This is a genomic window from Azohydromonas lata NBRC 102462 (assembly GCF_001571085.1).
Classification (GTDB): Bacteria; Pseudomonadota; Gammaproteobacteria; order Burkholderiales; family Burkholderiaceae_C; genus Azohydromonas; species Azohydromonas lata.
Genome location: NZ_BCTC01000047.1, coordinates 18,100 through 41,797, shown reverse-complemented (window position 1 = coordinate 41,797; position 23,698 = coordinate 18,100). Strand labels below are relative to the sequence as shown.

The window sequence follows — 23,698 nt, the reverse complement described above, 5'->3', positions numbered from 1 at the left end:
TGCCCATTGAATTTCCGCCACCCAACATGTTGCTCACCATTTGATCCCTGCTTCAAGCTGGCGCCCGCGCGGGCACCGGCTGCATTCCCATGTGCTTCCGTGCTGCCTGGAAAACCTGGCCCGTGGACCGTTTTGCTGCTCACCGAGAAGCAACTGTCATTTATGAAATTTTGTGTAAACGGCGGGATAACGTGTGGCGTGACTGTCAAAGCCGCACAGCTGTTGGCCTAGGCCGGGCTGGGTTCCCGTTCACTGCGGGCGTTGACCCTGGGCAACATGACCACGGCGCCCTCGTCCGCGGGCACGGCGGCGGGCGCGCCGGCCGCGACGGATTGCACGGCGGCGGCCTCCTGCGCATCCGGGGTGCCCGTCTGGGGCAGGGGCAGCCACAAGGTGACCTGCGTGCCCTGCCCCGGCTGGCTTTGCAACTCCAGCGAGCCGCCCAGGAGCTCGACGATTTCCTTGACGATGCTCATGCCCAAGCCCGTGCCGGGGATGTTGCCGGAGGCATCGGCCCGATAGAAACGCTCGCTCACGCGCGCCAACTGCTCGGCCGTCATGCCCATGCCCTGGTCGCCCACGACCAGGCCCACGCGCTGCTCGGCGGCGCCGGCCACGCCCGCCGGCTCGCACCGCACGCTGACGTGCACGTCGCCGCCCTGCGGCGAGTACTTGTAGGCGTTGGACAGCACGTTGCCCAGCGCTTGCGACAGCTTGCCGCGGTCCACGCGCACGGGCAGGGGCAGCGCCGGCAGATCCAGCACGGGCGCGGCGCGCTGCTGCGGCGGCTGGAAGTCGTGGATGACCGTACGCGCGAGCTCGCACAGGTCCAGGCGCTCGATGTCGAAGTCCTTGCCGCGCCGGGCCTCGATGCGCGCCAGGTCCAGCAGCTCGTTGACGATGGAGATCATCAAGCCGGCCTGCCGATGCAGGGTCTGCAGCACGTCCTGCTGGCGCGCGGGCGACAGCGGCCTGCGCATCATCAGCTCCACGAAGCCGAAGATGTTGGCCATGGGCGTGCGCAGCTCATGAGCGGCCGTGGAGAGGAACTCGCTCTTCATCTGGTCCACCTCCGTCTCGTGCGTCACGTCGCGCAGGTGCAGCACCTGCGCGATGCTGCCGTTGCCGCTGCGCAGCGTAACTTCCAGCGTGCGCCGGGTGGGCCGCTCCAGGTCCAGCAGCAGGCGGCGGCGCCCGCCGTCCAGGGACTCGGCTTCGGCGCGGCGCAGGGTGTCGAAGTCCGGCACGGCCTGCGCGCCGGCCGGGCAGCGCTGCGCCAGCAGCGCCGTGATGCAGGCCTCGTCCTGGCCGAGCACCTGTTCGGCATCCAGGCCCGTGAGCCGGACGAAGGCCGGGCTGACAAAGTTGATGCGGCGGTCGCGGTCGAAGGAGACGAAGCCGTCCGGGCTGAGCGTGAAGATGGCCTTGAGCTGCTCGCCGCGCTCCTGCAGCCGCTGCACGAGCCCGGAGATCATGCGCGAGATGGCCTCTATGTCCTCGCCGCTGGCGTGCTCGCGCACGTGGGGCTGGGTCATGAGCCCTTCGAGCACGCCGCGCAGCGCCGTGAGCGCGGCCTGGCGGGAGCGAAGCTGCTCCTGCAGCCGCAAGTCCAGCGCGTGCTGCTCGGACACGTCGCGGCAGGCCAGCACATGGCCATAGAGCGCGCCGTCCGGCCCGGTGATGGACGACAGCGTGCTGTCCATCACGCGCTGCCCGCCGTCCGCGGCCATCACCTCGCCACGGCGGCCGCGCCAGGGCGCGTAGGACGCCTGGCCCGCAAAGATGCCCGGCAGCAGCTCATGCGCCGCCCGGCCCAGCACGTTGCTCTCGGCCAGCGCCAGCGCCTTGCAGGCCGCCGGGTTGGCCAGGACGACGCACCCCTGCGCATCCAGCGTGAACACGCTGTCGGCAATGGCGTCCAGCGTGACCGCGGCCTGCTCGCGCTGCATCTGCATGTTGGCCGCGGCGCGGTTGATCACCTCGAAGGTGCGCTGCAGCTCGATGGGCGCGTCCTTGGCCAGCCCGGCGCGCGACTTCATGACGCCCAGCCGCATGTCGGCTTCGAAGGACTCGATGTGCTCCAGGTTGCCCAGCCAGCCCTTGAGCGCCATCCTGAACGCCACCAGCCCGCCGCCCAGCGCCAGTGCGGCCAGGGCCAGCGCGGCCAGGGCCTCGTACCAAAGCTCGGCGGCGATGTGCTCGGCCGCGAAGCTCACGCGCAGCACGCCGTAGTCGCGGCCGCCCACGACGATGGGCCGGTTCACGTTGTAGAGCGCGGAATCGATGTAGGAGCGCAGCGCCGCGGGCGCACGGGCGTCGAGGGCGTCGCTGCGCACCGCCTTGATGGTGCCGCCCGTGATGTCGATGAAGGTGGCGTGCGCGAAGTCTGAATACAGCAGCACCCGCTCCAGCGTGTGCCGTATGGTGTCGTAGTCGCCGATGACGGCGCTGTCGGCGATGGTGGGCATGATCACGCCCACCAGCGACTCGCCGCGCAACTGCTTGTCTTCGATATCCACCAGGACTTCGTAGCGGAAAAACAGCCACAGGCCACCCGCGACGAACAGCCCAAGCGCGATGGCGTACAGGCCGAACACGCGGCCAGCCAGCGACCGGGGCAACCACCACCGCAGCAGCTTCACCGAGCAGACCTCTTGCCGGCGCTCAGCGCAATTGGGCCGGAGCCGCCCGGTAGAAGTCGCGATACGGCGCGTACTCGCTGCCGTCGGACGGGATGAAGCGCACGACCTCGGTCAAGCCGGCCAGGCGCGAGGACTGCTCAAGAATGGCGCGGCCCTTGGGGTCGGCATGCATGCCCAGGAAAGCCTTGGCCACGGCCTTGGCATCACGGTCGGGCACGCGGTCCGAGTGCATGAGCGCCAGGTCGTGCAGCGGCGGGGAGGACCACAGCACGCGGAACTTCTTGTTCTCGCGCCGCGCGTAGCCCTCCACCAACTGGGAGTTCACGCCGGCCGCCGCGGCCTTGCCGCTGAAGAGCTGGACGAAGGCGCCATCGGTGTTGCCGGCGAACACGACGTTCACATCCACCTTGCGCGCGAGCAGCTGCGCATAGGTGAACTTGTAGGAAACCGTGGCCTCGGGGCCGGGGAAGCACACGTCCTTGCCGGCGAGCTGCGACAAGTCGGTGATGGGCGAGTCCTCCGCCACCACGATCTGTCCATGCACGGGCGGCGTCTGGCGCCGGCCGAAAACCTTCCAGCCCAGCTTTTCCCGCTCGGGACTGAAAAGATGGTTGGTGAAGACGAAGTCGACTTCCTTGGCCAGCACGAAGCTGGTGGTGTCCGCGGAAGTGCGCCCAATCTTGAGCTGGAGCTTGACGCCGCTCTTCTCGGACACGTAGGCCATGACCGGGTTCCAGTACTCGGCCGTCACGTTGATGCCGTACTGGTTGACCGGGGAGAACATGTAGGTTTGCGCCCCCGCGGCGGGGAGGTAGGCCGCGAACGCGCAGGTGAGGAAAGTGCCGGCAAGACGGGAGCGCAAAAAGCCCATGGATCTGTGAAAGGTTCGGTGGTTTACAGGTCGGGCAGCAGCCGCTGCACCGTTTCGATGAGGCGTTGCGGGCTGAAGGGCTTGACCATGTAGGCATCGGCTCCCGCGGCCATGCCTTCCTGGATGTCCGTCGCCTGGGCGCGGGCCGACAGCAGCACGACGCGGGTGCCCTGCAGCACGGGCATGTCGCGCAGCCGCCGGCACACCTGCAAGCCATTGAGCTCGCCGGGCATCATCACGTCCAGCAGCACCAGGTCGGGCTTGACCTCCTCGGCCTTCTCCAGCGCGGCGGTGCCGTTGCTGGCCTCGTGCAGCTCAAGCCGATCTTCGAACTCGTCCAGGGACCAGCGAAGCAGCTTGCGCAGGTCCGCCTGGTCATCAACGATCAGTACTTGTTTCATGGTGGGAGGGGTTACGGCCCTTGATGCGTCAAGCCGCGCGGTCTTCGCTGCGTGCCACGGCTTCCTTCTCCGCCTTGATCTCGAGAATGCGCGGCAGGATGCCCTCGAACAGCTTGACCAAGCGCGGCTCCAGGTGCGTGCCGGCGGCGCAATTCAGCGTGGCGATGGCCGCATCCACGGGCCAAGCCTGCCGGTACGGGCGGTTCATGGTGAGGGCGTCGAAGACGTCGGCCACCGCCACGATGCGCGCGGCCTCCGGGATGGCCGTGCCGGACAGCCGGTCGGGGTAGCCGGAGCCGTCCCACTTCTCGTGGTGATGCAGCGCGACGGCCGCGGCCATCTTGAACACCGGCGCGTCATGGCAGATGAGCATGTCGTGGCCGAGGCGGCAGTGGGTCTTCATGGTTTCCCACTCATCGGCATCCAGCTTCAGCGGTTTGAGCACGATGGAGTCAGGCACTCCCAATTCGCCAATGTCGTGCAGCGCAGCGGCCAGCTCCAGCAGCCTGATCTGCGCGTTGTCCCAACCGGCGGCTTCGGCCAGCGCGGCCGCGTAGGCGGCCATGCGCTGCGGATGCCGGCCCGCGCGGTCGTCACGGAAATGGCTGGCCTTGCCCAGCATCAGCAGCGCCTCGCGGTAGGCCGCCTCCGTGCGGGCATGCTGGTGCAGCGCCACCTGCTTGCGAACGCAAGCCAGCAGCTCGGCCGGCACCATGGGCTTGAACAGGCAGCCGTGGACCTCACGGAACGCTCCGGCCTCGTCGCCCACGCTGTTCCTGGCCGCGACGAACACCACGGGAATCACCGATGTCTCCGGGTCCGCCTTGATCTCGCGGGCCACGGCAAAGCCGTCCATGTCCGGCAAATCCAGATCCAACAACACCAGCGCCGGCTTGTGCTTGCGCACGGCCGCCATGACGCTGCGGCCACTCCAGGCAAATGCAAGACGGTGCTCGGGGCCCAGCACCTGAGCCGTGAAAGCCAGGTCGTCCGGGTTGCTGTCAACGATGAGTATGGTTTGACCAGTCATGCTGATCCTTCAAATCGGAACTCCAGAACTTGCGACCAAATTCCTGGAACAAATGGCTTGCGCTCATCGGTTCCGCCATCTCCATTCAATTCCCTAAAGGGTCTAGCCCGATATATCAATTCTGGAGTGGAAAAAATGAATTTGTATCGCGACGCTGGACCACACTCTCCGTCAGACGATCGCAGGCTGTGTTAGCGGACTGTTAATTACCGCAACACGCCTTGAAACAGATCAATTCAACAATAGGCCTTCACAAGCCCGTCTGGCCAGCGCAAGGGCCGCGCCCATGTCCTGGCGCACTTTGGGGTCCAGGCGCATGTAGATGGTGCCGTGCACGAAGTTGACGAACCGCATGAAGTCGCCCGCCAGGGAGGCCGACGCGTCGTCCGCGCCGGTGCCCGCGGCCATGTCGTGCGGTGCAAACTGGTGGCCGGCCAAATTCCTGAACCCCGCGACAAGCTCAGGGTTACCGGCCGCACTGCACAGGCAGGCCAGAAATACAGGATCCAGCAGCGCCGATTGAAGTGCCGCAGGCTCAGAATAAACAACTGCAGTCATAAAGCAGCCAAGCTGCGGCGAAAAATACAGGGCATGCCGACACATACCTTGTGTCAAATTTCCTGCCAGTATATTGACGCCAATTACTTCGGCACTCAAAAACCCAATTTTCAGATTTTCGGCGTCCCCATAATGATGTTGGTTGCCGAAATGTGAACTTGCTGACGTGGCCCGGGCGCGGCAAACGGGCCCCGGCGCCCCGCCAGCGTGCCCCAGGGACGGTCTGGTAAAGGGTTTCCCCCAAGATCTGTGGATAAGCCTGTGAACAAGCGTTTGAGAACGGCGCCAAGCCCCTGTCCCCCCTGGGCATGGGTTAGCGTGCTCAAACAATGGGCAGCAGGCCTGTTGCGCGCACCGTATCGGTGCCTTTCAGGCCGATGCGCGCGGATCGCACCGGCCCACCAGGCTCATTCCAGGCTGATGTTCTTGCGCTGCGCCAGCTCGCCGTAAATCCGCGACTTGGCCGCCGCTTGGCGGCCGATTTCCTCCGGCGACCAATTCAACGTTTCAAAGGCGAAGGTATTGAAGCGGGACTGCACGTCGGCGTCGGCCACGGCCTTGGCCACGTCGGCGTGGATTTTGTCGCGCACGGCGGCGGGCAATCCGCGCGGCGCCACCAGCACGACGAAGGAATTCACGTCCAGCGCCGGGCCGCCGGCCTCGGCCATGGTGGGCACCTCCGGCATTTGTGCCAGGCGCTTGGGCGCGGCCACCGCCAGGTAGCGGATCTTGCCGGCCTTGAAAGCGCCCTGGCTGGACGGGATGGAGCCGAAGCTCCACGACACGTCGCCCGCGCCCACCGACGTGAAGAGCTGCGACACCTCGCGGTAAGGCACGTGCTGCATCTCCGTGCCGGTGCGCATCTGCAACTCCTCGCCGCCCAAGTGGCCCGGGCTGCCCACGCCCCAGGAGCCATAGGTCACCTTGCCCGGCTCGGCCTTGGCGGCGGCCACCACGTCGGCCACGGTCTTCCACTTGGAATCGGCAGCCACGGCCAGCATGAAAGGCGTGCGGAACAGGATGGCCACGGGCTCGAAGGTCTTGAGCGTCTCGAAGCCGCGCGATTTGTAGAGATGCGGCAGGGCGGCCAGGTGCTCGCTGTCCAGCTGCAGCAGCGTGTAGCCGTCGGCCGGCTTGCCCTTGACCGCGTCTATGGCGATGAAGCCGCCGCCGCCCGGCCGGTTTTCCACCAGCACGCGCTGGTTCCAGGCCTTGCCCAGCTTCTCGCCCACGATGCGCAGCACCGCGTCCGGCCCGCTGCCCGGCGCAAAGGCGGTGAAGATGGTCACCGGCTTGGCGGGATACCCGGCGGGCTGGGCCTGCACCGCGCCGCTGCCCAAAACAGCGGCAACGGCGGCCAGCGCCAGAACATGGCGTCGCGTGGACGAGTGGGCAATGGACTGCATGCTGTGTGTCTCCAGAATTCAGAAATGCGGCTGGCGGGAATCCACCCATACCGTTTTTGTCCGCACGCCTATCATCAGCATGCTTAATTTCAGCATAGGTCAATTCTTGACCTGGATCATTGCGGGTTTACGCCCATCGCTGCCATGACCACCGACCTGCCGACCACCTCCCTGCCCTCGCTGGACGACCTGCCCGGCCACTACATCCGCCGCCTGCAGCAGATCGCCGTGGCGCTGTTCATGGACGAGCTCAAGGACTGGAACCTCACCCCCGTGCAGTACGCGGCGCTCAATGCCGCGGCGCGCATGCCCGACATCGAGCAGGGCGCGCTGGCGCGCGCCATCGGCTTCGACACCTCCACCACCGGCGGGGTGGTGGACCGCCTGGAGCGCCAGGGCCTGATCGTGCGCAAGCAGTCGCCGCAGGACCGCCGCGTGCGCCTGCTGGCCACCACGGCTGCCGGCCGTGCGCTGCTGGACGAGGTGCAGCCCGGCGTGGCCCAGGTGCAGGAGCGCATCCTGGCCCCGCTGCCCGCGGAGGAACGGCCGCTGTTCCTGCGCATGCTGCGCACGCTGGTGGAAGCCAACAACGAGCTCAGCCGCGCGCCGCGCGAAATGCCGGACGGACGCTGAGGGCCGTCCAGGCGCTGCGCCGCTGAACGCGGCCAAGCGCCCACGCCGGTCTCGCCGCACCCCGCCAGCCCCTCAGGGTTTGCCCGCATTTGATCTTGGTTAATCAAATCTACACTAATCTTCAGTGTGCTGACTTTCAGCGTTCTTGAGCAGGAGACAAGCATGGGCACGACGAACACGGACCTTCCCATCCTGGTGGCCGGCGGCGGCATCGGCGGGCTGGCGGCGGCGCTGGCGCTGGTGCGCCGCGGCTTCAAGGTGAAGGTGATGGAGCAGGCGCCGGAGATGGGCGAAATCGGCGCGGGCATCCAGTTGGGCCCCAATGCGTTTCACGCCTTCGACGCGCTGGGCATTGGCGAGAAGGCGCGCAGCCGCGCCGTCTACACCGACTACATGGTCATGCACGACGCGCTGGACGAGTACCAGGTCGGCCTCATCCCCACGGGCGAGGCCTTCAGAAAGCGCTTCGGCAACCCCTACGCCGTGATCCACCGGGCGGACGTGCACTTGTCGCTGCTGGAAGGCGCGCAGGCCAGCGGCCGGGTGGAGTGCCTCACCTCCACGCGCATCGAGCACGTGGAGCAGGACGAGGCGGGCGTCACCGCCGTGGACCAGAACGGCGTGCGCCACCGCGGCATCGCGCTCATCGGTGCCGACGGCGTGAAGTCGGTGGTGCGCCAGCAGTTCGTGGGCGATGCGGCGCGCGTCACCGGCCACGTGGTCTACCGCGCCGTCGTGGACAAGAAGGATTTCCCGGCCGACCTGCAGTGGAACGCCGCCAGCATCTGGGTCGGCCCCAACTGCCACCTGGTGCACTACCCGCTGCGCGGCGGCGAGCAATACAACGTGGTCGTCACCTTCCACAGCCGCGAGCAGGAGGAGTGGGGCGTGCGCGAAGGCAGCAAGGAGGAGGTGCAGAGCTACTTCCAGGGCATCTGCCCGAAGGCGCGGCAGCTCATCGACCTGCCCAAGAGCTGGAAGCGCTGGGCCACCGCCGACCGCGAGCCCATAGGCCAGTGGACCTACGGCCGCGTCACGCTGCTGGGCGACGCCGCCCACCCCACCACGCAGTACATGGCCCAGGGCGCCTGCATGGCCATGGAAGACGCCGTGACCCTGGGCGAGGCGCTGCGCGTGCACGGCAACGACATCGCCAAGGCTTTCGACCTCTACCAGCGCTCCCGCGTGGCGCGCACGGCGCGCATCGTCCTGTCGTCGCGCGAGATGGGGCGCATCTACCACGCCAAGGGCGTGGAACGCCTGGTGCGCAACGATCTCTGGCGCGGCCGCACGCCGGAGCGCTTCTACGACGCCATGGAATGGCTGTACGGCTGGAACGTGGACAACTGCCTGGCACCGCAGTGAGCCGCAGCGACAACAGCACCGCGCACGCCACAAGCACCACAAGTACCAGAAGGACGACCCCGCCATGAACGAACTCGGCCGCCTCGAAGACCTGCCCGCGGATTACGTGCAGGCCCTGCGCGCGCAGAACCTGGTGCCGCTGTGGCCCAGCCTGCGCGCCGTGCTGCCCCCGGGCAAGCCCAGGCCCAACACCCGGCCCACGCACTGGTCCTACCAGGCGCTGCGCCCGCTGCTGCTGCAGGCCGGCGAGCTCACGCCCATGGAGAAGGCCGAGCGCCGCGTGCTGGTGCTGGCCAACCCCGGCCACGGGCTGGAGAAGATGCAGGCCAGCGCCGCCATGTACCTCGGGATGCAGTTGCTGCTGCCGGGCGAATGGGCGCCGTCGCACCGCCACACGCCCAACGCGGTGCGCATGGTCGTCGAAGGCGAAGGCGCCTGGACCAACGTGGACGGCGAGAAGTGCCCCATGCAGCGCGGCGACCTGATCCTCACCCCCACCGGCCTGTGGCACGACCACGGCCACGACGGCACCGAGCCCGTGGTGTGGCTGGACGTGCTGGACCTGCCGCTGGTCCATTACATGGAGGCGTCCTACCACGTGGACGGCCCGCGCCAGAGCGTGAAACCCGGCCACGGCGAGCGCGCCTGGCTGCGCGGCGGCGTGGTGCCCATGCCGGTGTTCCAGCGTTCGGCCCAGGCCTACCCCCTGCTGCGCTACCCCTGGACCGAGACGCGCGCTGCGCTGCAGTCCCTGGCCGCCGACCAGCCGGAGCTCCAAGCCGTGCAGGTGGGCTACGTGAATCCCGAGACCGGCGCCGCCGCGCAGAACATCCTGGGCTTCTACGCCCTCATGCTGCGCCCCGGGCAGACGCTGCGGCTGCCCGTGCGCTCGCCGGCCTGCGTGTTCCACCTCATCGAAGGCGCGGCCCAGGCCCGCATCGAAGGCGAAAGCTTCACCCTCGCCGAAGCCGACACCTGCTGCGCCCCGGGCTACAGCGAAGTGAGCCTGGCGAACACCTCGGCCAGCGCGCCGGCCTTCATCTTCATCGCCGACGAGACGCCGCTGCACCAGAAGCTGGGCGTGTTCGAGAACCGGGACTGAGCCGCCTCCCACGCCACCCACCTCGCAAGCTCCCACACACGGAAGACCGCCATGAACGACACCCAAACCGCCCAATACCTCTGGACCCCGCCCGCCACGCCCTCGCTGCCCGTGCGCGGCCAGGGCGAGCGCCTGCCGGTGAACCGCCTGTTCTTCGTCGGCCGCAACTACCACGCGCATGCCGTTGAGATGGGCCGCCCGGTAGACAAGTCGGTGGAGCGCCCCTTCTACTTCACCAAGGCGCCGCAGACGCTGGTGGCGTCCGGCGCCACCACGCCCTACCCCAGCGAAACGAAGAACTACCACTTCGAAATGGAGCTGGTCGTCGCCATCGGCAAGCCGGGCTTCCGCGTGAAGGCGGAAGATGCGCACGACATCATCTACGGCTACGCCTGCGGCCTGGACATGACGCGGCGCGACCTGCAGCTCGTCGCGCGCGACAAGGGCCGCCCCTGGGACCTGGGCAAGGACGTGGAGTTCTCCTCCGTCTGCAGCGAGGTCGTGCCCATGCCGGGCGTGGTGATCGAGCAAGGCGAGATCGCGCTGGCGGTCAACGGCCAGACCCAGCAGCAATCCGACGTCAACAAGCTCATCTGGAACATCCGCGAGCTCATCGCCGACCTCTCCCTCTTCTATCACCTGCAGCCCGGCGACCTGATCTACACGGGCACGCCCGAGGGCGTGGGCGCGGTGGTGCCGGGCGACCGCATCACGGGGCACGTGCAGGGCGTGGGCGAAGTGGCGCTCAACGTCGGCCCGGCCGAGTGACGCGCAGCGCACGGCCATGAAGCTCTACGGCTTTTTTCGCAGCGGCACCTCGCACCGGCTGCGCATCGCGCTCAACCTGAAAGGGCTGGCGGTGGAGCAGGTGCCGGTGGACCTGCGCACCGAGGCACACACGCAGCCGGCCTTCAAGGCGCTCAACCCGCAGGGGCTGGTGCCGGCGCTGCAGCAGGACGACGGCAGCGTGCTCATCCAGTCGCCGGCCATCATCGAGTGGCTGGAGGAGACGCACCCCGAGCCGCCGCTGCTGCCGCGCGATGCGCCAAGCCGCGCCCGCGTGCGCGCGCTGGCGGCCATCGTGGGCTGCGACGTGCACCCCATCAACAACCGCCGCATCCTGGAGGCGCTGCGCCACACCTTCGGCGCCGACGAGGCCGCCATCAACGCCTGGTGCGCGACCTGGATCACGGCCGGCTTCGATGCGATCGAAGCCCTGCTGGCGGCCGACCCGGCGCGCGGCGACTTCTGCTTCGGCCACGCGCCCACGCTGGCCGACGTCTACCTGGTGCCCCAGGTGGAAAGCGCCCGCCGCTTCAAGGTGGATCTCACGCCCTATCCGCTGATACGCGCCGTGGACGCCGCCTGCGGCGAGCTCGACGCTTTCCAGCGCGCCGCGCCCGCGGCGCAGCCGGACGCGGGCTGACGCCCCCGCCGCGGCGGCCTTCACACGCCCATCACCGAGCAAGGCCCCATCCCGCGTCCGCTTGCAGGACGCGGCGGGCGCAGCCCTGCGCGGGCGCTTTTCAAACCGCTTTCCTTTCAACTGCGAGGAGCCTCCCATGCCCCGCGACATTCAACAGGCGCTGGACCAGGGCGCCATGAGCCGCTTCCAGTGCATCGCCGTGGCGATCTGCGTCCTGCTCAACGCGCTGGACGGCTTTGACGTGCTGGTGATGGCCTTCACGGCCGCCAGCGTCTCGGCCGAATGGCATCTCAACGGCGCGCAGTTGGGCGTGCTGTTCAGCGCGGGCCTGTTCGGCATGGCCGCGGGCTCGCTGCTGCTGGCGCCGCTGGCCGACCGCTGGGGGCGGCAGCCCGTCATCCTGCTGTGCCTGGTGCTGGTGAGCGGCGGCATGCTGCTGTCGGCCCTCACGCGCAGCACGCTGGAGCTGGGCGCGGCGCGCGCCCTCACCGGGCTGGGCATAGGCGGCATGCTGGCCAGCGTCACCGTCATCACGGGCGAGTTCACCTCGGCCAAGTGGCGCAACACCTGCATCGCGTTGCAGTCCGCCGGCTACCCCTTGGGCGCCACCGTGGGCGGCAGCATCGCCGCGTGGCTGCTGGCGCATGACGGCTGGCGCTCGGTGTTCGTGTTCGGCGGCGTGGTCACGGCGGCCATGATTCCCGTGGTGCTGTGGCGGCTGCCGGAGTCGCTGGACTTCCTCATCGCCAGGCGCCCGGCCGGCGCGCTGCAGCGGCTGAACCGGCTGCTGCAGCGCATGGGCCAGGCGCCACTGGCGGCACTGCCCGCGGCGCGCGCGGCCCAGGGCGGCGGCGGCAAGCTCACGGCGCTGTTCACCGGCGGCATGGCGCGCTCCACGCTGGCGCTGTGGGCCGCCTTCTTCCTGCTGATGTTCAGCTTCTATTTCGCGCTGAGCTGGACGCCCAAGCTGCTGGTGGCCGCGGGGCTGTCGGCGCAGCAGGGCATCACCGGCGGCGTGCTGCTCAACGTGGGCGGCATGCTGGGGGGCAGCCTCTTCGGCGCGCTGGCGATGCGGCTGCCGCTGCGCGGGCTCATCGCCGGCAGCATGGCCCTGGGCGCGGCCAGCATGGTGGCCTTCGGGGCCGTCACCGGCGCGCTGGCGCTGGCCTTCGCGGCGGCGTTCGGCATAGGCATCTTCGTGTTCGCCTCCATGGCCGGGCTGTATGCGGCGGCGCCCGCGGTGTACCCGGCGGCGGTGCGCACCACGGCGCTGGGCTACGCCATCGCGGTGGGCCGCTTGGGCGCCATCCTGGCACCGCTGATGGCCGGCATGCTGCTGGACGGCGGCTGGACGGCTTCCAGCCTGTACTACGCCTTCGCGCTGCCGCTGCTGGGCGCCATGGCCGCCGTGCTGGCCCTGGGCCGGCGCGCCGCGGGGCAGCCGCCGGCGGCACTGGCGGCGGCGCACTGAGCCTGCAGGCCCGCCCAACGCGCGGCCGCGGCGCCACGCCCGCCGCGCCAGCCGCCGTGCCAGCCCTTGGCACGGCGGTGCTGCGGCAGAGCCCGCGCCGCCTTTGGGCCGTGCGCCGGCATGCCATCCTCGCGCCCACAAACCGCCGCCGCGCCGCGGCCCAAAGACGACGCACGAGGAGCCCATGCCCTTCACCCCTGCCCACCAGCCCCCCGGCCAGCCCACGCCCCTGGGCTGGCATTTCGCCTTCGTCGGCAAGGACCTGCTGCTGCCGGACAACGGCAGCGAAACGCTCTCGCTGCCCCCTGGCGCGGCGCTGATGGCGCCCGTTGAAACCTGCCACTACCTGGGCCGGCTGGACGAGCACGACTGCTGGGCCTGCGTGCTGGACGAGCCGCCCGCCGGCTGGCGCGGCGTGAACCTGCGCGCGGCCATGATGCAGTTGCCCGCGCCGCTGTCCGCCGTGGCCGGGCGCGCCGCGCAGGTGCTGGAGTGGGACCGCACGCACCGCTTCTGCGGCGTGTGCGCCACGCCCACCGTGCGCCAGGCGCATGAGCGCTCGCGCCACTGCCCGGCCTGCGGCCACACCGTCTACCCGCGCATCAGCCCGGCCATGATGGCGCTGGTGTGGCGCCCGGGCGAGCTGCTGCTGGCGCGCGCGCCGCACTTCATTCCCGGCATGTACAGCGCGCTGGCCGGCTTCGTGGAGCCCGGCGAGACGCTGGAGGACTGCGTGGCCCGCGAAGTCGCCGAGGAGGTCGGCGTGCGCGTGAAGAACCTGCGCTACTTCGGCAGCCAGAGCTGGCCGTTTCCGCACAGCCTCATGGTCGCCTTCACGGCCGAGTGGGACGGCGGCGAGATCGTGCGGCAGCCGGAGGAAATCGAGGACGCCGGCTGGTACCCCTTCGACGCCCTGCCCGGCATCCCGCCGCTGTTCAGCATCTCCGGCTACCTGATACGCCACGCCGTGGAAACGCTGCCGCGGCAGGCCGCCTGAAGCTTCGCCAAGGCACCGTGGCGCACCCCAGGGTATGCCACGGTAGGCGCGGCACTCGCCCTCCTTTATCTTAGTCTTCTATGCATTTTGAGAAGTTTGCAGGAGACGATGCGATGAAGTACGTGAAGGCCTGCATGGCCATGCTGCTGGCCGCGGGGGCGGGCGTGGCGGCGGCGCAAGGCGAGTGGCCGGGCAAACCGGTGACGGTGGTGGTGCCTTCCTCGCCCGGCGGCGGCACGGACACCTACGGCCGGCTGCTGGCGCAGCAGCTCACCGAGCAGCTCAAGCAGAGCTTCGTGGTGGACAACAAGCCCGGCGCCAGCGGCGCCATCGGTGCGACCTTCGTGGCCAAGGCGCCGCCGGACGGCTACACGCTGCTGGTGGCCTCCAATTCCTCGCTGGGCATCAACCCGGCGCTCTACAAATCGCTGAGCTACGACGTGTTCCGAGACTTCGCGCCGGTGACGCGCGGCGTGATCGCGCCCATGGTCGTCGTCGCCAATCCGGCCACGGGCCTCAAGACGCTGCGCGAGTTGCTGGAGCGCGGCAAGCGCGAGCCCGGCACGCTGTTCTACGGCACGGCCGGCGTCGGCAGCCCGCTCTACATCGGCGTACGCATGATGGAGACCGCCAGCGGCGCGCAGTTCAGCCACGTGCCCTACAAGGGCGTGGGCCCGGCCTACCAGGACCTGTTGGGCGGGCGCGTGCAGTTCATGCTCACGGACCTGGCCAGCGTTCGCCAGTACGTGGACGCCGGCAAGGTCTCGGCGCTGGCCATCACCGACAAGAGCAGCCTCCTGCCCAAGGTGCCCACGCTGGCCGAGGCCGGGCTGCCCGGCATCAAGGCGTTCACGTCCTTCTCCGTCATGGTGCCGGCCAAGACGCCGCCCGCGCTGGTGCAGCGCATCGCCGGTGAAATCCAGAAGGCCATGAAGGACCCCGGCCTGGTGCAGCGCCTGGAGCAGCAGGCGCTGCTGCCCGTGGCCGACACGCCCGCGCAGTTCGCCGCCTCGCTCAAGGAGGAGCAGCAGAACTGGGGCGGCTTCATCAAGCAGAACAACATCCAGCCGGAATGATCGACATGGCGAGCAACGCGAATCCGGAGCTCATCGCCGACCTGGTCGATGCCAACCACATCCTGTTCCACCAGGGCATCGTGGACGCCTTCGGCCACGTCAGCGTGCGGCATGACGCTGACCCGTCGCGCTTCCTGCTGGCGCGCAACATGGCGCCGGCGCAGGTGGCGGCGGGCGACATCGTCGAGTACCACGTGGACAGCGGCGAGGCGGTGGCGGCCGGTGCGCCGCGGCCCTACCTGGAGCGCTTCATCCACAGCGAGATCTACAAGGCCCGCCCGGACGTGATGGCCGTGGTGCACAACCACTCGCCGGCGGTGCTGCCGTTTGGCGTCGTCAAGGGTGCGCGGCTGCGCCCGGCCTGCCACATGTGCGGTTTCCTGGGCGAAGGACCGCCGGTGTTCGAGATCCGCGAGCACGCCGGTGCGGCCACCGATCTGCTGATCCGCAACCGCGAGCTGGGCACGGCGCTGGCGCGCTCGCTGGGCCAGGAGCGCGTGGTGCTCATGCGCGGCCATGGCTGCACGGTGGTGGCGTCCTCGCTGCGGCTGGCCGTCTATCGCGCGGTCTATACCGAGGTCAACGCCAAGCTGCTGCTGCAGGCGCTGCCCTTGGGCGAGGTGGAGTACCTCACGCCGCAGGAGGCCGCCGCCGGCCACACCACCGAGGGGCAGGTGGACCGGCCCTGGAACCTCTGGAAGGCGCAGGCGCGGGAGGCCGCGGGCCGCTGAGCTGCCAGAGGCTTCAGCCGCCCGGCTGCGCCGTGCCGGCCAAAACAAAGTCCAGCATCCCGCGGTCCACGGTTTCCTTTTCGAGCAGCAGCCGGTCCAGCAGCTCGCTCCTGCGCAGCAGGTAGCGGTCTTGCGTGGGCGACTGCTGGGTGTAGCCCAGGGCCGCGATGCCGCGCGGGATGATGGACACCTTGGCCACCCGGTCGGCCGTGGCGCGGTGCTCGGCCACCAGGGCGTGGCCGGCCTCGTGGTAGGCCACGAAGCGGCGCTCCGCGGGATTCATGACGCGATTGCGCTTCTCCAGCCCGGCCACGATGCGGTCCAGCGACTGCTCGAAGTCCTGCATGTCCACGGCCTCCTTGCCCTGGCGCGCGGCGCGCAGCGCGGCCTCGTTGACGAGGTTGGCCAAGTCGGCGCCGGCAAAGCCGGGGGTGCGCGCGGCCAGCGAGTCCAGCTCCACGGCCGGCGCCAGTTTGACCTGGCGCACGTGCACGTCCAGGATCTGGCGGCGGCCCTTCATGTCCGGCTTGTCTATGGAGACGTGGCGGTCGAAGCGGCCGGGGCGCAGCAGGGCCGGGTCGAGGATTTCCGGGCGGTTGGTCGCGGCCATGATGATCACGCCGCTGCCGCTGGTGTCGAAGCCGTCCATCTCCACCAGCAACTGGTTGAGCGTCTGCTCGTGCTCCTCGTGGCCGCCGCTGATGCCGCCCAGGCCGCGAGCCTTGCCCAGGGCGTCCAGCTCGTCGATGAAGACGATGCACGGCGCCCTGGCGGCGGCCTGCTCGAAGAGGTCGCGCACGCGCGCGGCGCCCACGCCCACGAACATCTCCACGAACTCCGAGCCGCTGAGCGAGAGGAAGGGCACGCCGGCCTCGCCCGCCACGGCCTTGGCCAGCAGCGTCTTGCCCGTGCCCGGAGCGCCCACGATGAGCACGCCCTTGGGGATGCGCCCACCCAGGCGCCGGTAGCGCTCGGGGTTCTGCAGGAACTCCACCACTTCCATCAGCTCTTCGCGGGCCTCGTCTATGCCGGCGACGTCCTTGAAGGTCACGCCCGTCTCGCGCTGCATGTAGACCTTGGCCTTGCTCTTGCCGATGGACATCAGCCCGCCCGCGCCGCCGGCGCCGCCCATGCGTTTCATGAGCAACCACCAGATGCCGAAGAACACCAGCGCCGGCGCCACCCAGGACAGCAGCATCGACAGCCACTTGCTCTCGCGCACGCTGCCGTAGCGCACCTTGGCCGCGTCGAGCTGCGGCACCAGCGTGGGGTCGTCCACCAGCACGGTGACGAAGCGGTGCTCCCCGCCCACGGCCCTGAGCTGCTCCAGCTTGTCCGGCGGCAGCGCCTTTTCCAGCCCCTCGACCCGCAGCGTGCCTTCGGCCAGGCCGTCGGCCATCACCAGCTCCTGCAGGCTGCCCGCGGCGATGGCCTGCTTGAGCTCGCTGTAGGTCAGCGTGAGCGTGTGGCGCGCGGTGATGAAGTCCTGCAGCAGGCTGATGAGGAACAGCGCCCCGATGACGTACCAGATGGAGAAGGTGGTCTGCTTCTTGTCCAGGGTGGGTGCGGGCATGGCGGGGCAATCCATCTGCTCGGCGATGAAGCCCATTGTGCTGGGCAAGGCCCACGCGCTTCACGGCGGCAGCCGCAGCCGCCACCATGCGGCCATGAATCCGCGCCAAGCCGAAGGAACAGCCATCCGCCGCGCCGGCCCCGCCGCGCTGGCGCAGGCTTTACAGGACAGCCGCCGCGACACGCTGGCCACGTTCGCGCTGCACGAGGCCTCGTCCCTGGCGCGGGCGCAGCCGGCGTCGGCGGACCACAACCCGCCGCGGTGGGAGCTGGGCCACGTGGACTGGTTCCAGGCCCACTGGACCACGCGCAACCCGCAGTGCGCGCGCGGCGCGGCGGCCGATCCCGAGGCGCCCCGCCGCCCGCCGCTGCGCGCGGGCGCCGACGCGCTGTACGACTCCAGCCGGGTAGCGTCCACGCTGCGCGCACGGCTGCCGCTGCCGCCCGCCGAGGCGCTGCACGGCGACCTCGCGGCGCAGTTGGCGCTGACGCTGCAGGCCTTGAACGAGGCCGCGCCGGACGACGCCGGCCTCTACTTCTTCCGCCTGGCGCTGCTGCACGAGGACATGCACCACGAGGCCGCGCTGTGGCTGGCGCACTCGCGCGGCCTGCCGGTGGCCGATGCGCGCTGGCAGCCCGCGCCGCTGGCGGGCGCGCGCACGCCGCTGCCCATGGAGTCCGGCACGTACCGCCTGGGCGGTGCGCCGGACGGCGGCTTTGCCTTCGACAACGAGCTGGCCGGGGAAGACGTGGCCTTGCCGGCCTGCGACATCGACAGCCGCGCCGTGAGCTGGGGCGAGTTCCTGCCCTTCGTCGAGGCCGGCGGCTACCGCGACGAGCGCTGGTGGATGGGCGAAGGTCGCCCGTGGTGGCAGGCGCGGCAACCGCAAGGGCCGGCCGGCCTGCGCCGCGAGGGCGGTGCCTGGTGGCGGTGGCTGTGGGGCGCCTGGCGGCCGCTGGACGTTCGCGAGGCGGCCTGCCACCTCAACCGGCACGAGGCGCGGGCCTGGTGCGCCTGGGCCGGGCGCCGGCTGCCCAGCGAGGCCGAGTGGGAAGCGGCGGTGCAGGCGCATCCGGCCGCCTTCGACTGGGGTGCCGTGTGGGAGTGGACGGACAGCGGGTTCAGGCCGTATCCCGGGTTCGCGCCGCATCCCTACCGCGACTACTCCGCGCCCTGGTTCGGCGCCCGCGCCGTGCTGCGCGGCGGCTCCTTCGGCACGCAGCCGCGGCTGCATCACGTGCGCTACCGCAACTTCTTCGCACCTGAGCGGCAGGACGTGTTCGCGGGCTTTCGCAGTTGTGCCGTGCGGCCGGCCCTGCGCTGAGCGACGCCACGCCGCCGCGCCCCCGCGCGCCCGTGCGCCGAGGCGGGACACCGCGGGGGCTGCGCACAATGGCGGACTCGGCTGGCGCAGGCGCTGCGCGGCCGGCGACAGCCTGGAGGAGACATGGACACGCAGGACGACGCCACCACGCAGTGGCTGAACATTGGCGAGGCGGCGGCGCGCTCCGGCGTGTCGGCCAAGATGGTGCGGCACTACGAATCGCTGGGCCTGTTGCCGCGGGTGCGGCGCACGGAGGCCGGCTACCGCCAGTACGGCGAGGCGGAGGTGCACACGCTGCGCTTCATACGGCGGGCGCGCGACCTGGGCTTCGGCATGGCGGAGATCGCCGAGCTGCTGCGCCTGTGGCAGAACCGCCGCCGCAGCAGCGCCGAGGTCAAGCGCATCGCCCAGGCCCGCGTGGCCGACCTGGAGCGCCGCATTGCCGAGATGACGGCCATGAAGGACACGCTGGCGCAGCTCGTCCACTGCTGCCAGGGGGACCACAGGCCGGATTGCCCGATATTGGAGGATTTGGGGCAGTGAAAGGGGCGCGGCACGGCGGGCCGCGAGAAGAACGTCGTGATACCCGCCAGCCCGTTTCGCCCTACTTATGCGCCCGCAACCACTTGTCGAACTGCACGATCTCTCGCTTCTGGTCGCGGATGATCTTCTGCGCCATGGCCCTCATCTCCGGCGACTTGGCCTGCTTCAGGTAGGCCTGCGACATCTCCACGGCCTGCTGGTGGTGCATGCGCATCATGGCGGCGAAGTCGCGGTCCACGTTGCCGGTGGGCTTCATGTCCTGCATGGCCTGCGCGCCGTGGCGCATGGCCTGGTGCATGTCCATCTGGCCGGCGCCGCCGTGCAGGGGGCCGGACGCGGCCGCGCCGCCATGCATGGGTGCCGAAGCCGGCTGCGCCAACGCGGCGCCGCTTGCCAGCAGCGTGAGGCCGCTCACCGCCAGTGCACACAATGACCGTTGAAACCGTGATGCCGCCGCCATCGCGTACTCCCGAAGTGAAGGCGATGCCCGGTTGGCAAGCCACATTCCCGTCAGCGCAGCCGGCCAGGAGTGCGGGCGTCGCGGTTCAGCGGCTCACTCTTCCCGCTCCACCGTGAACACCGCACTGGCCGCCAGGTACTGGCGCGCGTAATCCAGCTCGCCGCGCGCCTGGGCGTGCAGGGTCAGCAGCGGCTGCCCAACGGCCACCCGCTGGCCCAGCTTCACGTGCAGCTCCAGCCCGGCCACGGCCACGTTGGGCGCACCGGCCAGGGCGGCCAGGCGGGCCAGGCGGCGGCTGTCCATGGCCGTCACGCGGCCGCTCCACTGCGCCAGCGCGGGCTCGCGCAGCGCGGCGCGCGGCGGCTCGCGAAAACCGCCCTGCGCCTCGCAGATCGCTAGGAACTTGCGCCACGCCGCGCCCTGCGCCAGCAGCCGCGCAGCCACCGCCGGCCCCTCGCCCGCGGGCACCCGGCCGCAGAACTCCAGCAGCGCCGCGGCCAGCGCCACGCCCTTGTCGCGCAGGTCGGCCGGCGCGTCCGCGCGGCCCTGCAGCACGGCCAGCACGTCGTGCGCCTCCAGCGCCGGGCCCATGCCGCGGCCCACGGGCTGCGTGCCGTCGCTGCGCAGCACGCGCGCGTGCAGGCCATGGGCCTGCGCCACCACCTCCAGCAGCGCCTTCAGGCGCACGAAGTCCGCCTCGCCGCGCACCTTGGCGGTGGGGCCCACGGGCACGTCCAGCAGCACGTGGGTGGAGCCCGCGGCGATCTTCTTGGACAGCACCGAGGCCACGAGCTGCGCGTCGCTGTCCAGGTCCAGCGGGCGCTCCACGCGGATGAGCACGTCGTCGGCCGGGCTCAGCGCCAGCGCGCCGCCCCAGGCCAGGCAGCCGCCCTCGCGCGAGACCACGCGGCGCAGCGTGGGCAGGTCCAGCGCCACGGGGGCCATGGTCTCCATCACGTCGGCCGTGCCCGCGGGCGAGGTGATGGCGCGCGAGGACGTCTTGGGCACCACCAGCCCGGCCGCCGCGGCAATCGCCACGACGATGGGCGTGGTGCGGTTGCCCGGCAGCCCGCCCACGCAGTGCTTGTCGCCTGTCACCGCGCCCGGCCAGGCCAGGCGCTCGCCCACCTCCACCATGGCGCGGGTGAGCTCTATGGTTTCCTGCACGTCCATGCGGCCGCCCGCGCAGGCGGTGAGGAAGGCGGCGATGTGCACGTCCGGGTAGCGGCCCGCGGCCACGTCGCCCACGATGGCGGCCAGCGACGCCGCGTCCAGCCGGTGGCCGTAGATCTTGGCGCGCACGCGGCTCATGGACTCCAGCACCGGCGCGTGCGCCACGTCCACGTCGTCGCCGGGGCGCGCGCCCAGCGCCTGCCAGGCGCTGTTGCTCAGGCCCGCCTCGTCCGGCGCCAGCCGCCCGCCGTCCACCACGTTGAGCGTGGCGATCAGCGAGCGCCCGCGCAGCCGCAGTTCCACCCGCGACAGCGCCGTGAAGCCTTCGGCGCGGCACACGGGGCCCTCGCGCGGCATGTAGATGACGAACTCCTGCGAGGTGTCTATGCCCATGCGCACCACGCGCAGCGCCGGCGCGCCGGCCGGCCCGCCCCGCATCAGGCAGCTCATGCGCCCAGCTCCACGGTGCGCCCAAGCAGCGGCACCGTGGCGGGCCAGTGCAGCTCGTGCTCCACGCGGCAGCGCAGCGCGTCGGCCGCCGCGGGCTCGCCGTGGGTGACGAACACGCGGCGCGGCGCCTGCGGGCTGGAGCGCAGCCAGGCCAGCAGCTGGTCCGCGTCCGCATGGGCCGAGAGCCCGCTGAGCGACGCCACCTCGGCGCGCACGGGCACGTCCTGGCCAAAGATGCGCAGCGTCTTCTCCCCGGCCAGCAGCCGCGCGCCGCGCGTGCCTCCGGCCTGGTAGCCCACCAGCACCACGGTGTTGCGCCGGTCCGGCAGCCGCTGCGCCAGGTGGTGCAGCACGCGCCCGCCGGTGGCCATGCCGCTGGCGGAGATGACCACCGCCGGGAAGCGCGCGGACGACAGCGCCCGCGACTGCGGCGCCGTGCGCACCATCTGCGCCGCGCCGCACATGGCCGCGCACTCGCGCGGCGAGAGCCGGTGCTCGCCGGGGTGGCGGCCGTAGAGGGCCGTGGTGTCTATGGCCATGGGGCTGTCCAGGAACACGGGCAGCTCGGGGATGGCCCCGGCCTCGCGCAGCCGGTGGACCATGAGCAGGACGAGCTGCGCGCGGCCCACCGCGAAGGCCGGCACCAGCACCGTGCCGGCGCGCGCCGCGGTGCGGTTGATGACGTCGGCCAGCGCCGCCATGGCGTCCTCGGCCGGGTGCAGCCGGTCGCCGTAGGTGGACTCCACGACGATCCAGTCCGCGCGCGGCGCGGCTTCGGCCTCGCGCATGAGCGGGTCGTCCGGCCGGCCCAAGTCGCCGGAGAAGAGCAGCGTGCGGCCCTCGGCCTCCAGCGTGAGCGAGGCCGCGCCCAGGATGTGGCCGGCGCGGCTGAAGCGGGCGGTGACGCCGGGGATGACTTCGGTGGCCGTGTGCAGCGGCAGCGGCTGCAGGTGGCGCAGGGCGCGCTGCGCGTCCTCGCTGGTGTAGAGCGGCTCGGCCGGCAAGTGGCGCGAGGTGTGGTGGCGGTTGGCGTAGGCGGCGTCCTCCTCCTGGATGTGGGCGCTGTCCGGGAGCAGCAGCCCGCAGAGGTCCGCGGTGGCGGGCGTGGCGAGCACGGGCCCCGCGAAACCCTGGCGGACGAGCAGCGGCAGGGCGCCGGCGTGGTCCAGGTGGGCGTGGGTGAGCAGCACGGCGTCCACCTCGCCGGGGGCGAAGGGCAGCGGCTCCCAGTTGAGCTCGCGCAGCGGCTTCCAGCCCTGGAACAGCCCGCAGTCCACCAGCAGCCGCCGGCCGCGGTGCTCCACCAGGTACTTGGAGCCGGTGACGGTGCCGGCAGCGCCGTGAAAGCCGAGCTTCATGCGCCACCTCCCGCTGAACGGCGGGCGGCGCCGGCCCGGGGCTGCTGAAGACGGTGGCCGGCCCGGCCAAGCCGGCGGCACCCGTTGAAGGCCAGGAAGAAGGCGTGCTGCATGGACGGCTCCCCGCGTTCTTCAGCCGCCGCTTGGGGCGCGGGCGGCCCGTGCGGGCCAGCATAGGAGGCAGCGCGGCGAGCGGCTTGAGCGGGATCAAGCCCGCAGCGCTGTGGCAACACGACTTGTAGGAGGCCCGCTTGCGGGCCGAAATCGTCGCCCGGCGGCTGCAATTCGGCCCGCAAGCGGGCCTCCTACAAGCCGAAGCGGCGCAGCCAGAGCAGGCCTGCTGTCAAAGCCACTCTACGTCCCACCAGGGATAGTCTCCGACCCGTTCACACAGTCCAGCACGCAGAGGATTGGCGACGATGTAGCGGGCGATGCCGCGAAGCTCCTCTTCCTGGCGAACACCATGGTCAAAGAAGCCTGCCTGCCAGACCGGGGATGTGCGTGGATCAAGCCCACGTACGGCATGCGCACTGGCTGACTTGAAACGGTTCACCGTGCCTGACAGGTTTGCACGAACGCCTAAAGTAAAGAGCCAGTGCAAGTGGTCAGGCATCAAAACCCAGGCGTGCGAATGCAGCCAACCGCCGTCATGCATGTCACGCATTACACGAATGACAACGCGGGCCACCTCGGGAACAGCGAACACTGGGCGCCGAGCTTGCGTCGCGGAGATGACGTGATAGGCCTGGCCTGGCAGCGAAGCCCTTCCAATACGCAATCGTTGCTGATGCGCCATGCCTGAAAGTGTCACTGCATGCAGGCTGGCCTGGAACTGTGCCCGTGCTGGAGAAAGGTTCGGCCCGCCAGCGGGCCTCCTACAAGCCGTGGCGCGGCACGGCTTGTGGTTACCGAGGGAACGATCCTTTCCAGCAGCCTGGAAACGTTCCATCTGCAGGAAAGGTCCTGTAGCCCTTTATGACCCCAATGCCGCGGGAGCATTGCAGCGCGCCATGTAGGAGGCCCGCTTGCGGGCCGAATTGCAGCCGGTCCACGATTCGGCCCGCAAGCGGGCCTCCTACAAGCCAAATAGCATGACCGCACCGTCGTT

The 23,698-nt window shown here is 70.2% G+C and carries 21 protein-coding genes and 1 pseudogene; 11 read left to right on the top strand and 11 right to left on the bottom strand.

Annotated features, from left to right (window positions below; genetic code table 11):
- Positions 1 to 227 precede the first annotated feature (227 nt).
- From ALA01S_RS17040 to ALA01S_RS17015, 6 genes are all read right to left on the bottom strand, one after another.
- Positions 228 to 2,642, bottom strand: a complete 2,415-nt coding sequence (locus ALA01S_RS17040; RefSeq protein WP_084267657.1) for a PAS domain-containing sensor histidine kinase — start codon at positions 2,640 to 2,642, stop codon at positions 228 to 230.
- A 22-nt stretch (positions 2,643 to 2,664) separates the two neighbouring features.
- The gene (locus ALA01S_RS17035) at positions 2,665 to 3,426 is read right to left on the bottom strand and encodes a phosphate/phosphite/phosphonate ABC transporter substrate-binding protein (protein WP_238455838.1); all 762 of its coding nucleotides are present in this window, start codon (positions 3,424 to 3,426) and stop codon (positions 2,665 to 2,667) included.
- Positions 3,427 to 3,536: 110 nt separating this feature from the next.
- Entirely contained in the window at positions 3,537 to 3,914 is a 378-nt protein-coding gene (locus ALA01S_RS17030; protein ID WP_066338556.1) for a response regulator transcription factor, read from the bottom strand.
- 28 nt (positions 3,915 to 3,942) lie between these two features.
- Positions 3,943 to 4,944, bottom strand: coding sequence for a response regulator (locus ALA01S_RS17025; RefSeq protein WP_066338555.1), 1,002 nt, complete (start codon positions 4,942 to 4,944; stop codon positions 3,943 to 3,945).
- Positions 4,945 to 5,175: 231 nt separating this feature from the next.
- Positions 5,176 to 5,601: a hypothetical protein gene (locus tag ALA01S_RS33120; protein WP_157119067.1), complete on the bottom strand. Its 426-nt coding sequence runs from the start codon at positions 5,599 to 5,601 to the stop codon at positions 5,176 to 5,178.
- A gap of 308 nt (positions 5,602 to 5,909) precedes the next feature.
- The gene (locus ALA01S_RS17015; protein ID WP_066338552.1) at positions 5,910 to 6,908 is read right to left on the bottom strand and encodes a Bug family tripartite tricarboxylate transporter substrate binding protein; all 999 of its coding nucleotides are present in this window, start codon (positions 6,906 to 6,908) and stop codon (positions 5,910 to 5,912) included.
- A gap of 144 nt (positions 6,909 to 7,052) precedes the next feature.
- Here ALA01S_RS17015 and ALA01S_RS17010 point away from each other — a divergent pair, with 144 nt between their 5' ends.
- The 9 genes from ALA01S_RS17010 (at position 7,053) to ALA01S_RS16970 (ending at position 15,709) form a co-directional block, all read left to right on the top strand.
- Positions 7,053 to 7,541 (top strand): MarR family winged helix-turn-helix transcriptional regulator, encoded by a 489-nt coding sequence (locus ALA01S_RS17010; protein WP_066338549.1) that lies wholly within the window; start codon positions 7,053 to 7,055, stop codon positions 7,539 to 7,541.
- Positions 7,542 to 7,703: 162 nt separating this feature from the next.
- A complete protein-coding gene (locus ALA01S_RS17005; RefSeq protein WP_066338546.1) occupies positions 7,704 to 8,906 on the top strand; it encodes a 3-hydroxybenzoate 6-monooxygenase in 1,203 nt (400 codons plus the stop codon).
- A 64-nt stretch (positions 8,907 to 8,970) separates the two neighbouring features.
- Positions 8,971 to 10,008, top strand: a complete 1,038-nt coding sequence (locus ALA01S_RS17000) for a cupin domain-containing protein (RefSeq protein ID WP_066338538.1) — start codon at positions 8,971 to 8,973, stop codon at positions 10,006 to 10,008.
- 51 nt (positions 10,009 to 10,059) lie between these two features.
- The gene (locus ALA01S_RS16995) at positions 10,060 to 10,776 is read left to right on the top strand and encodes a fumarylacetoacetate hydrolase family protein (RefSeq protein ID WP_066338535.1); all 717 of its coding nucleotides are present in this window, start codon (positions 10,060 to 10,062) and stop codon (positions 10,774 to 10,776) included.
- Positions 10,777 to 10,792: 16 nt separating this feature from the next.
- Positions 10,793 to 11,434, top strand: coding sequence for a maleylacetoacetate isomerase (gene maiA, locus ALA01S_RS16990; RefSeq protein WP_066338533.1), 642 nt, complete (start codon positions 10,793 to 10,795; stop codon positions 11,432 to 11,434).
- A gap of 136 nt (positions 11,435 to 11,570) precedes the next feature.
- Positions 11,571 to 12,905 (top strand): MFS transporter, encoded by a 1,335-nt coding sequence (locus tag ALA01S_RS16985; RefSeq protein ID WP_066338583.1) that lies wholly within the window; start codon positions 11,571 to 11,573, stop codon positions 12,903 to 12,905.
- Between the two features lie 184 nt (positions 12,906 to 13,089).
- Positions 13,090 to 13,902: an NAD(+) diphosphatase gene (gene nudC, locus ALA01S_RS16980; protein WP_066338531.1), complete on the top strand. Its 813-nt coding sequence runs from the start codon at positions 13,090 to 13,092 to the stop codon at positions 13,900 to 13,902.
- A 113-nt stretch (positions 13,903 to 14,015) separates the two neighbouring features.
- Complete coding sequence (locus tag ALA01S_RS16975; protein ID WP_066338529.1) at positions 14,016 to 14,978, top strand: Bug family tripartite tricarboxylate transporter substrate binding protein; 963 nt, start codon at positions 14,016 to 14,018, stop codon at positions 14,976 to 14,978.
- A gap of 5 nt (positions 14,979 to 14,983) precedes the next feature.
- Positions 14,984 to 15,709 carry a class II aldolase/adducin family protein gene (locus ALA01S_RS16970; RefSeq protein WP_066338582.1) on the top strand — a complete coding sequence of 242 codons (726 nt, stop codon included), beginning with the start codon at positions 14,984 to 14,986 and terminating at the stop codon, positions 15,707 to 15,709.
- 88 nt (positions 15,710 to 15,797) lie between these two features.
- On the opposite strand, the pseudogene ftsH reads toward ALA01S_RS16970, so the two are convergent.
- Positions 15,798 to 17,267, bottom strand: a pseudogene (ftsH, locus tag ALA01S_RS16965) (ATP-dependent zinc metalloprotease FtsH); the annotation flags it as partial.
- Between ftsH and senA the strand changes: the two are divergent.
- Together senA and cueR are read left to right on the top strand one after the other, a co-directional pair.
- Complete coding sequence (gene senA, locus ALA01S_RS16960) at positions 17,227 to 18,606, top strand: selenoneine synthase SenA (RefSeq protein WP_238455837.1); 1,380 nt, start codon at positions 17,227 to 17,229, stop codon at positions 18,604 to 18,606. The pseudogene ftsH and the gene senA overlap by 41 nt on opposite strands.
- A gap of 123 nt (positions 18,607 to 18,729) precedes the next feature.
- Positions 18,730 to 19,149 (top strand): Cu(I)-responsive transcriptional regulator, encoded by a 420-nt coding sequence (gene cueR / locus ALA01S_RS16955; RefSeq protein ID WP_174548632.1) that lies wholly within the window; start codon positions 18,730 to 18,732, stop codon positions 19,147 to 19,149.
- A gap of 61 nt (positions 19,150 to 19,210) precedes the next feature.
- On the opposite strand, the gene ALA01S_RS16950 is transcribed toward cueR, so the two are convergent.
- From ALA01S_RS16950 to ALA01S_RS31950, 4 genes are all read right to left on the bottom strand, one after another.
- Positions 19,211 to 19,564, bottom strand: coding sequence for a DUF305 domain-containing protein (locus ALA01S_RS16950; protein WP_066338526.1), 354 nt, complete (start codon positions 19,562 to 19,564; stop codon positions 19,211 to 19,213).
- A gap of 138 nt (positions 19,565 to 19,702) precedes the next feature.
- A complete protein-coding gene (locus ALA01S_RS16945; RefSeq protein WP_238455836.1) occupies positions 19,703 to 21,232 on the bottom strand; it encodes a thymidine phosphorylase family protein in 1,530 nt (509 codons plus the stop codon).
- Entirely contained in the window at positions 21,229 to 22,590 is a 1,362-nt protein-coding gene (locus ALA01S_RS16940) for an MBL fold metallo-hydrolase (RefSeq protein ID WP_066338524.1), read from the bottom strand. Before ALA01S_RS16940 ends, ALA01S_RS16945 begins: the two co-directional genes overlap by 4 nt.
- A 343-nt stretch (positions 22,591 to 22,933) precedes the next feature.
- Complete coding sequence (locus tag ALA01S_RS31950) at positions 22,934 to 23,539, bottom strand: REP-associated tyrosine transposase (protein ID WP_218011485.1); 606 nt, start codon at positions 23,537 to 23,539, stop codon at positions 22,934 to 22,936.
- Positions 23,540 to 23,698: the final 159 nt, after the last annotated feature.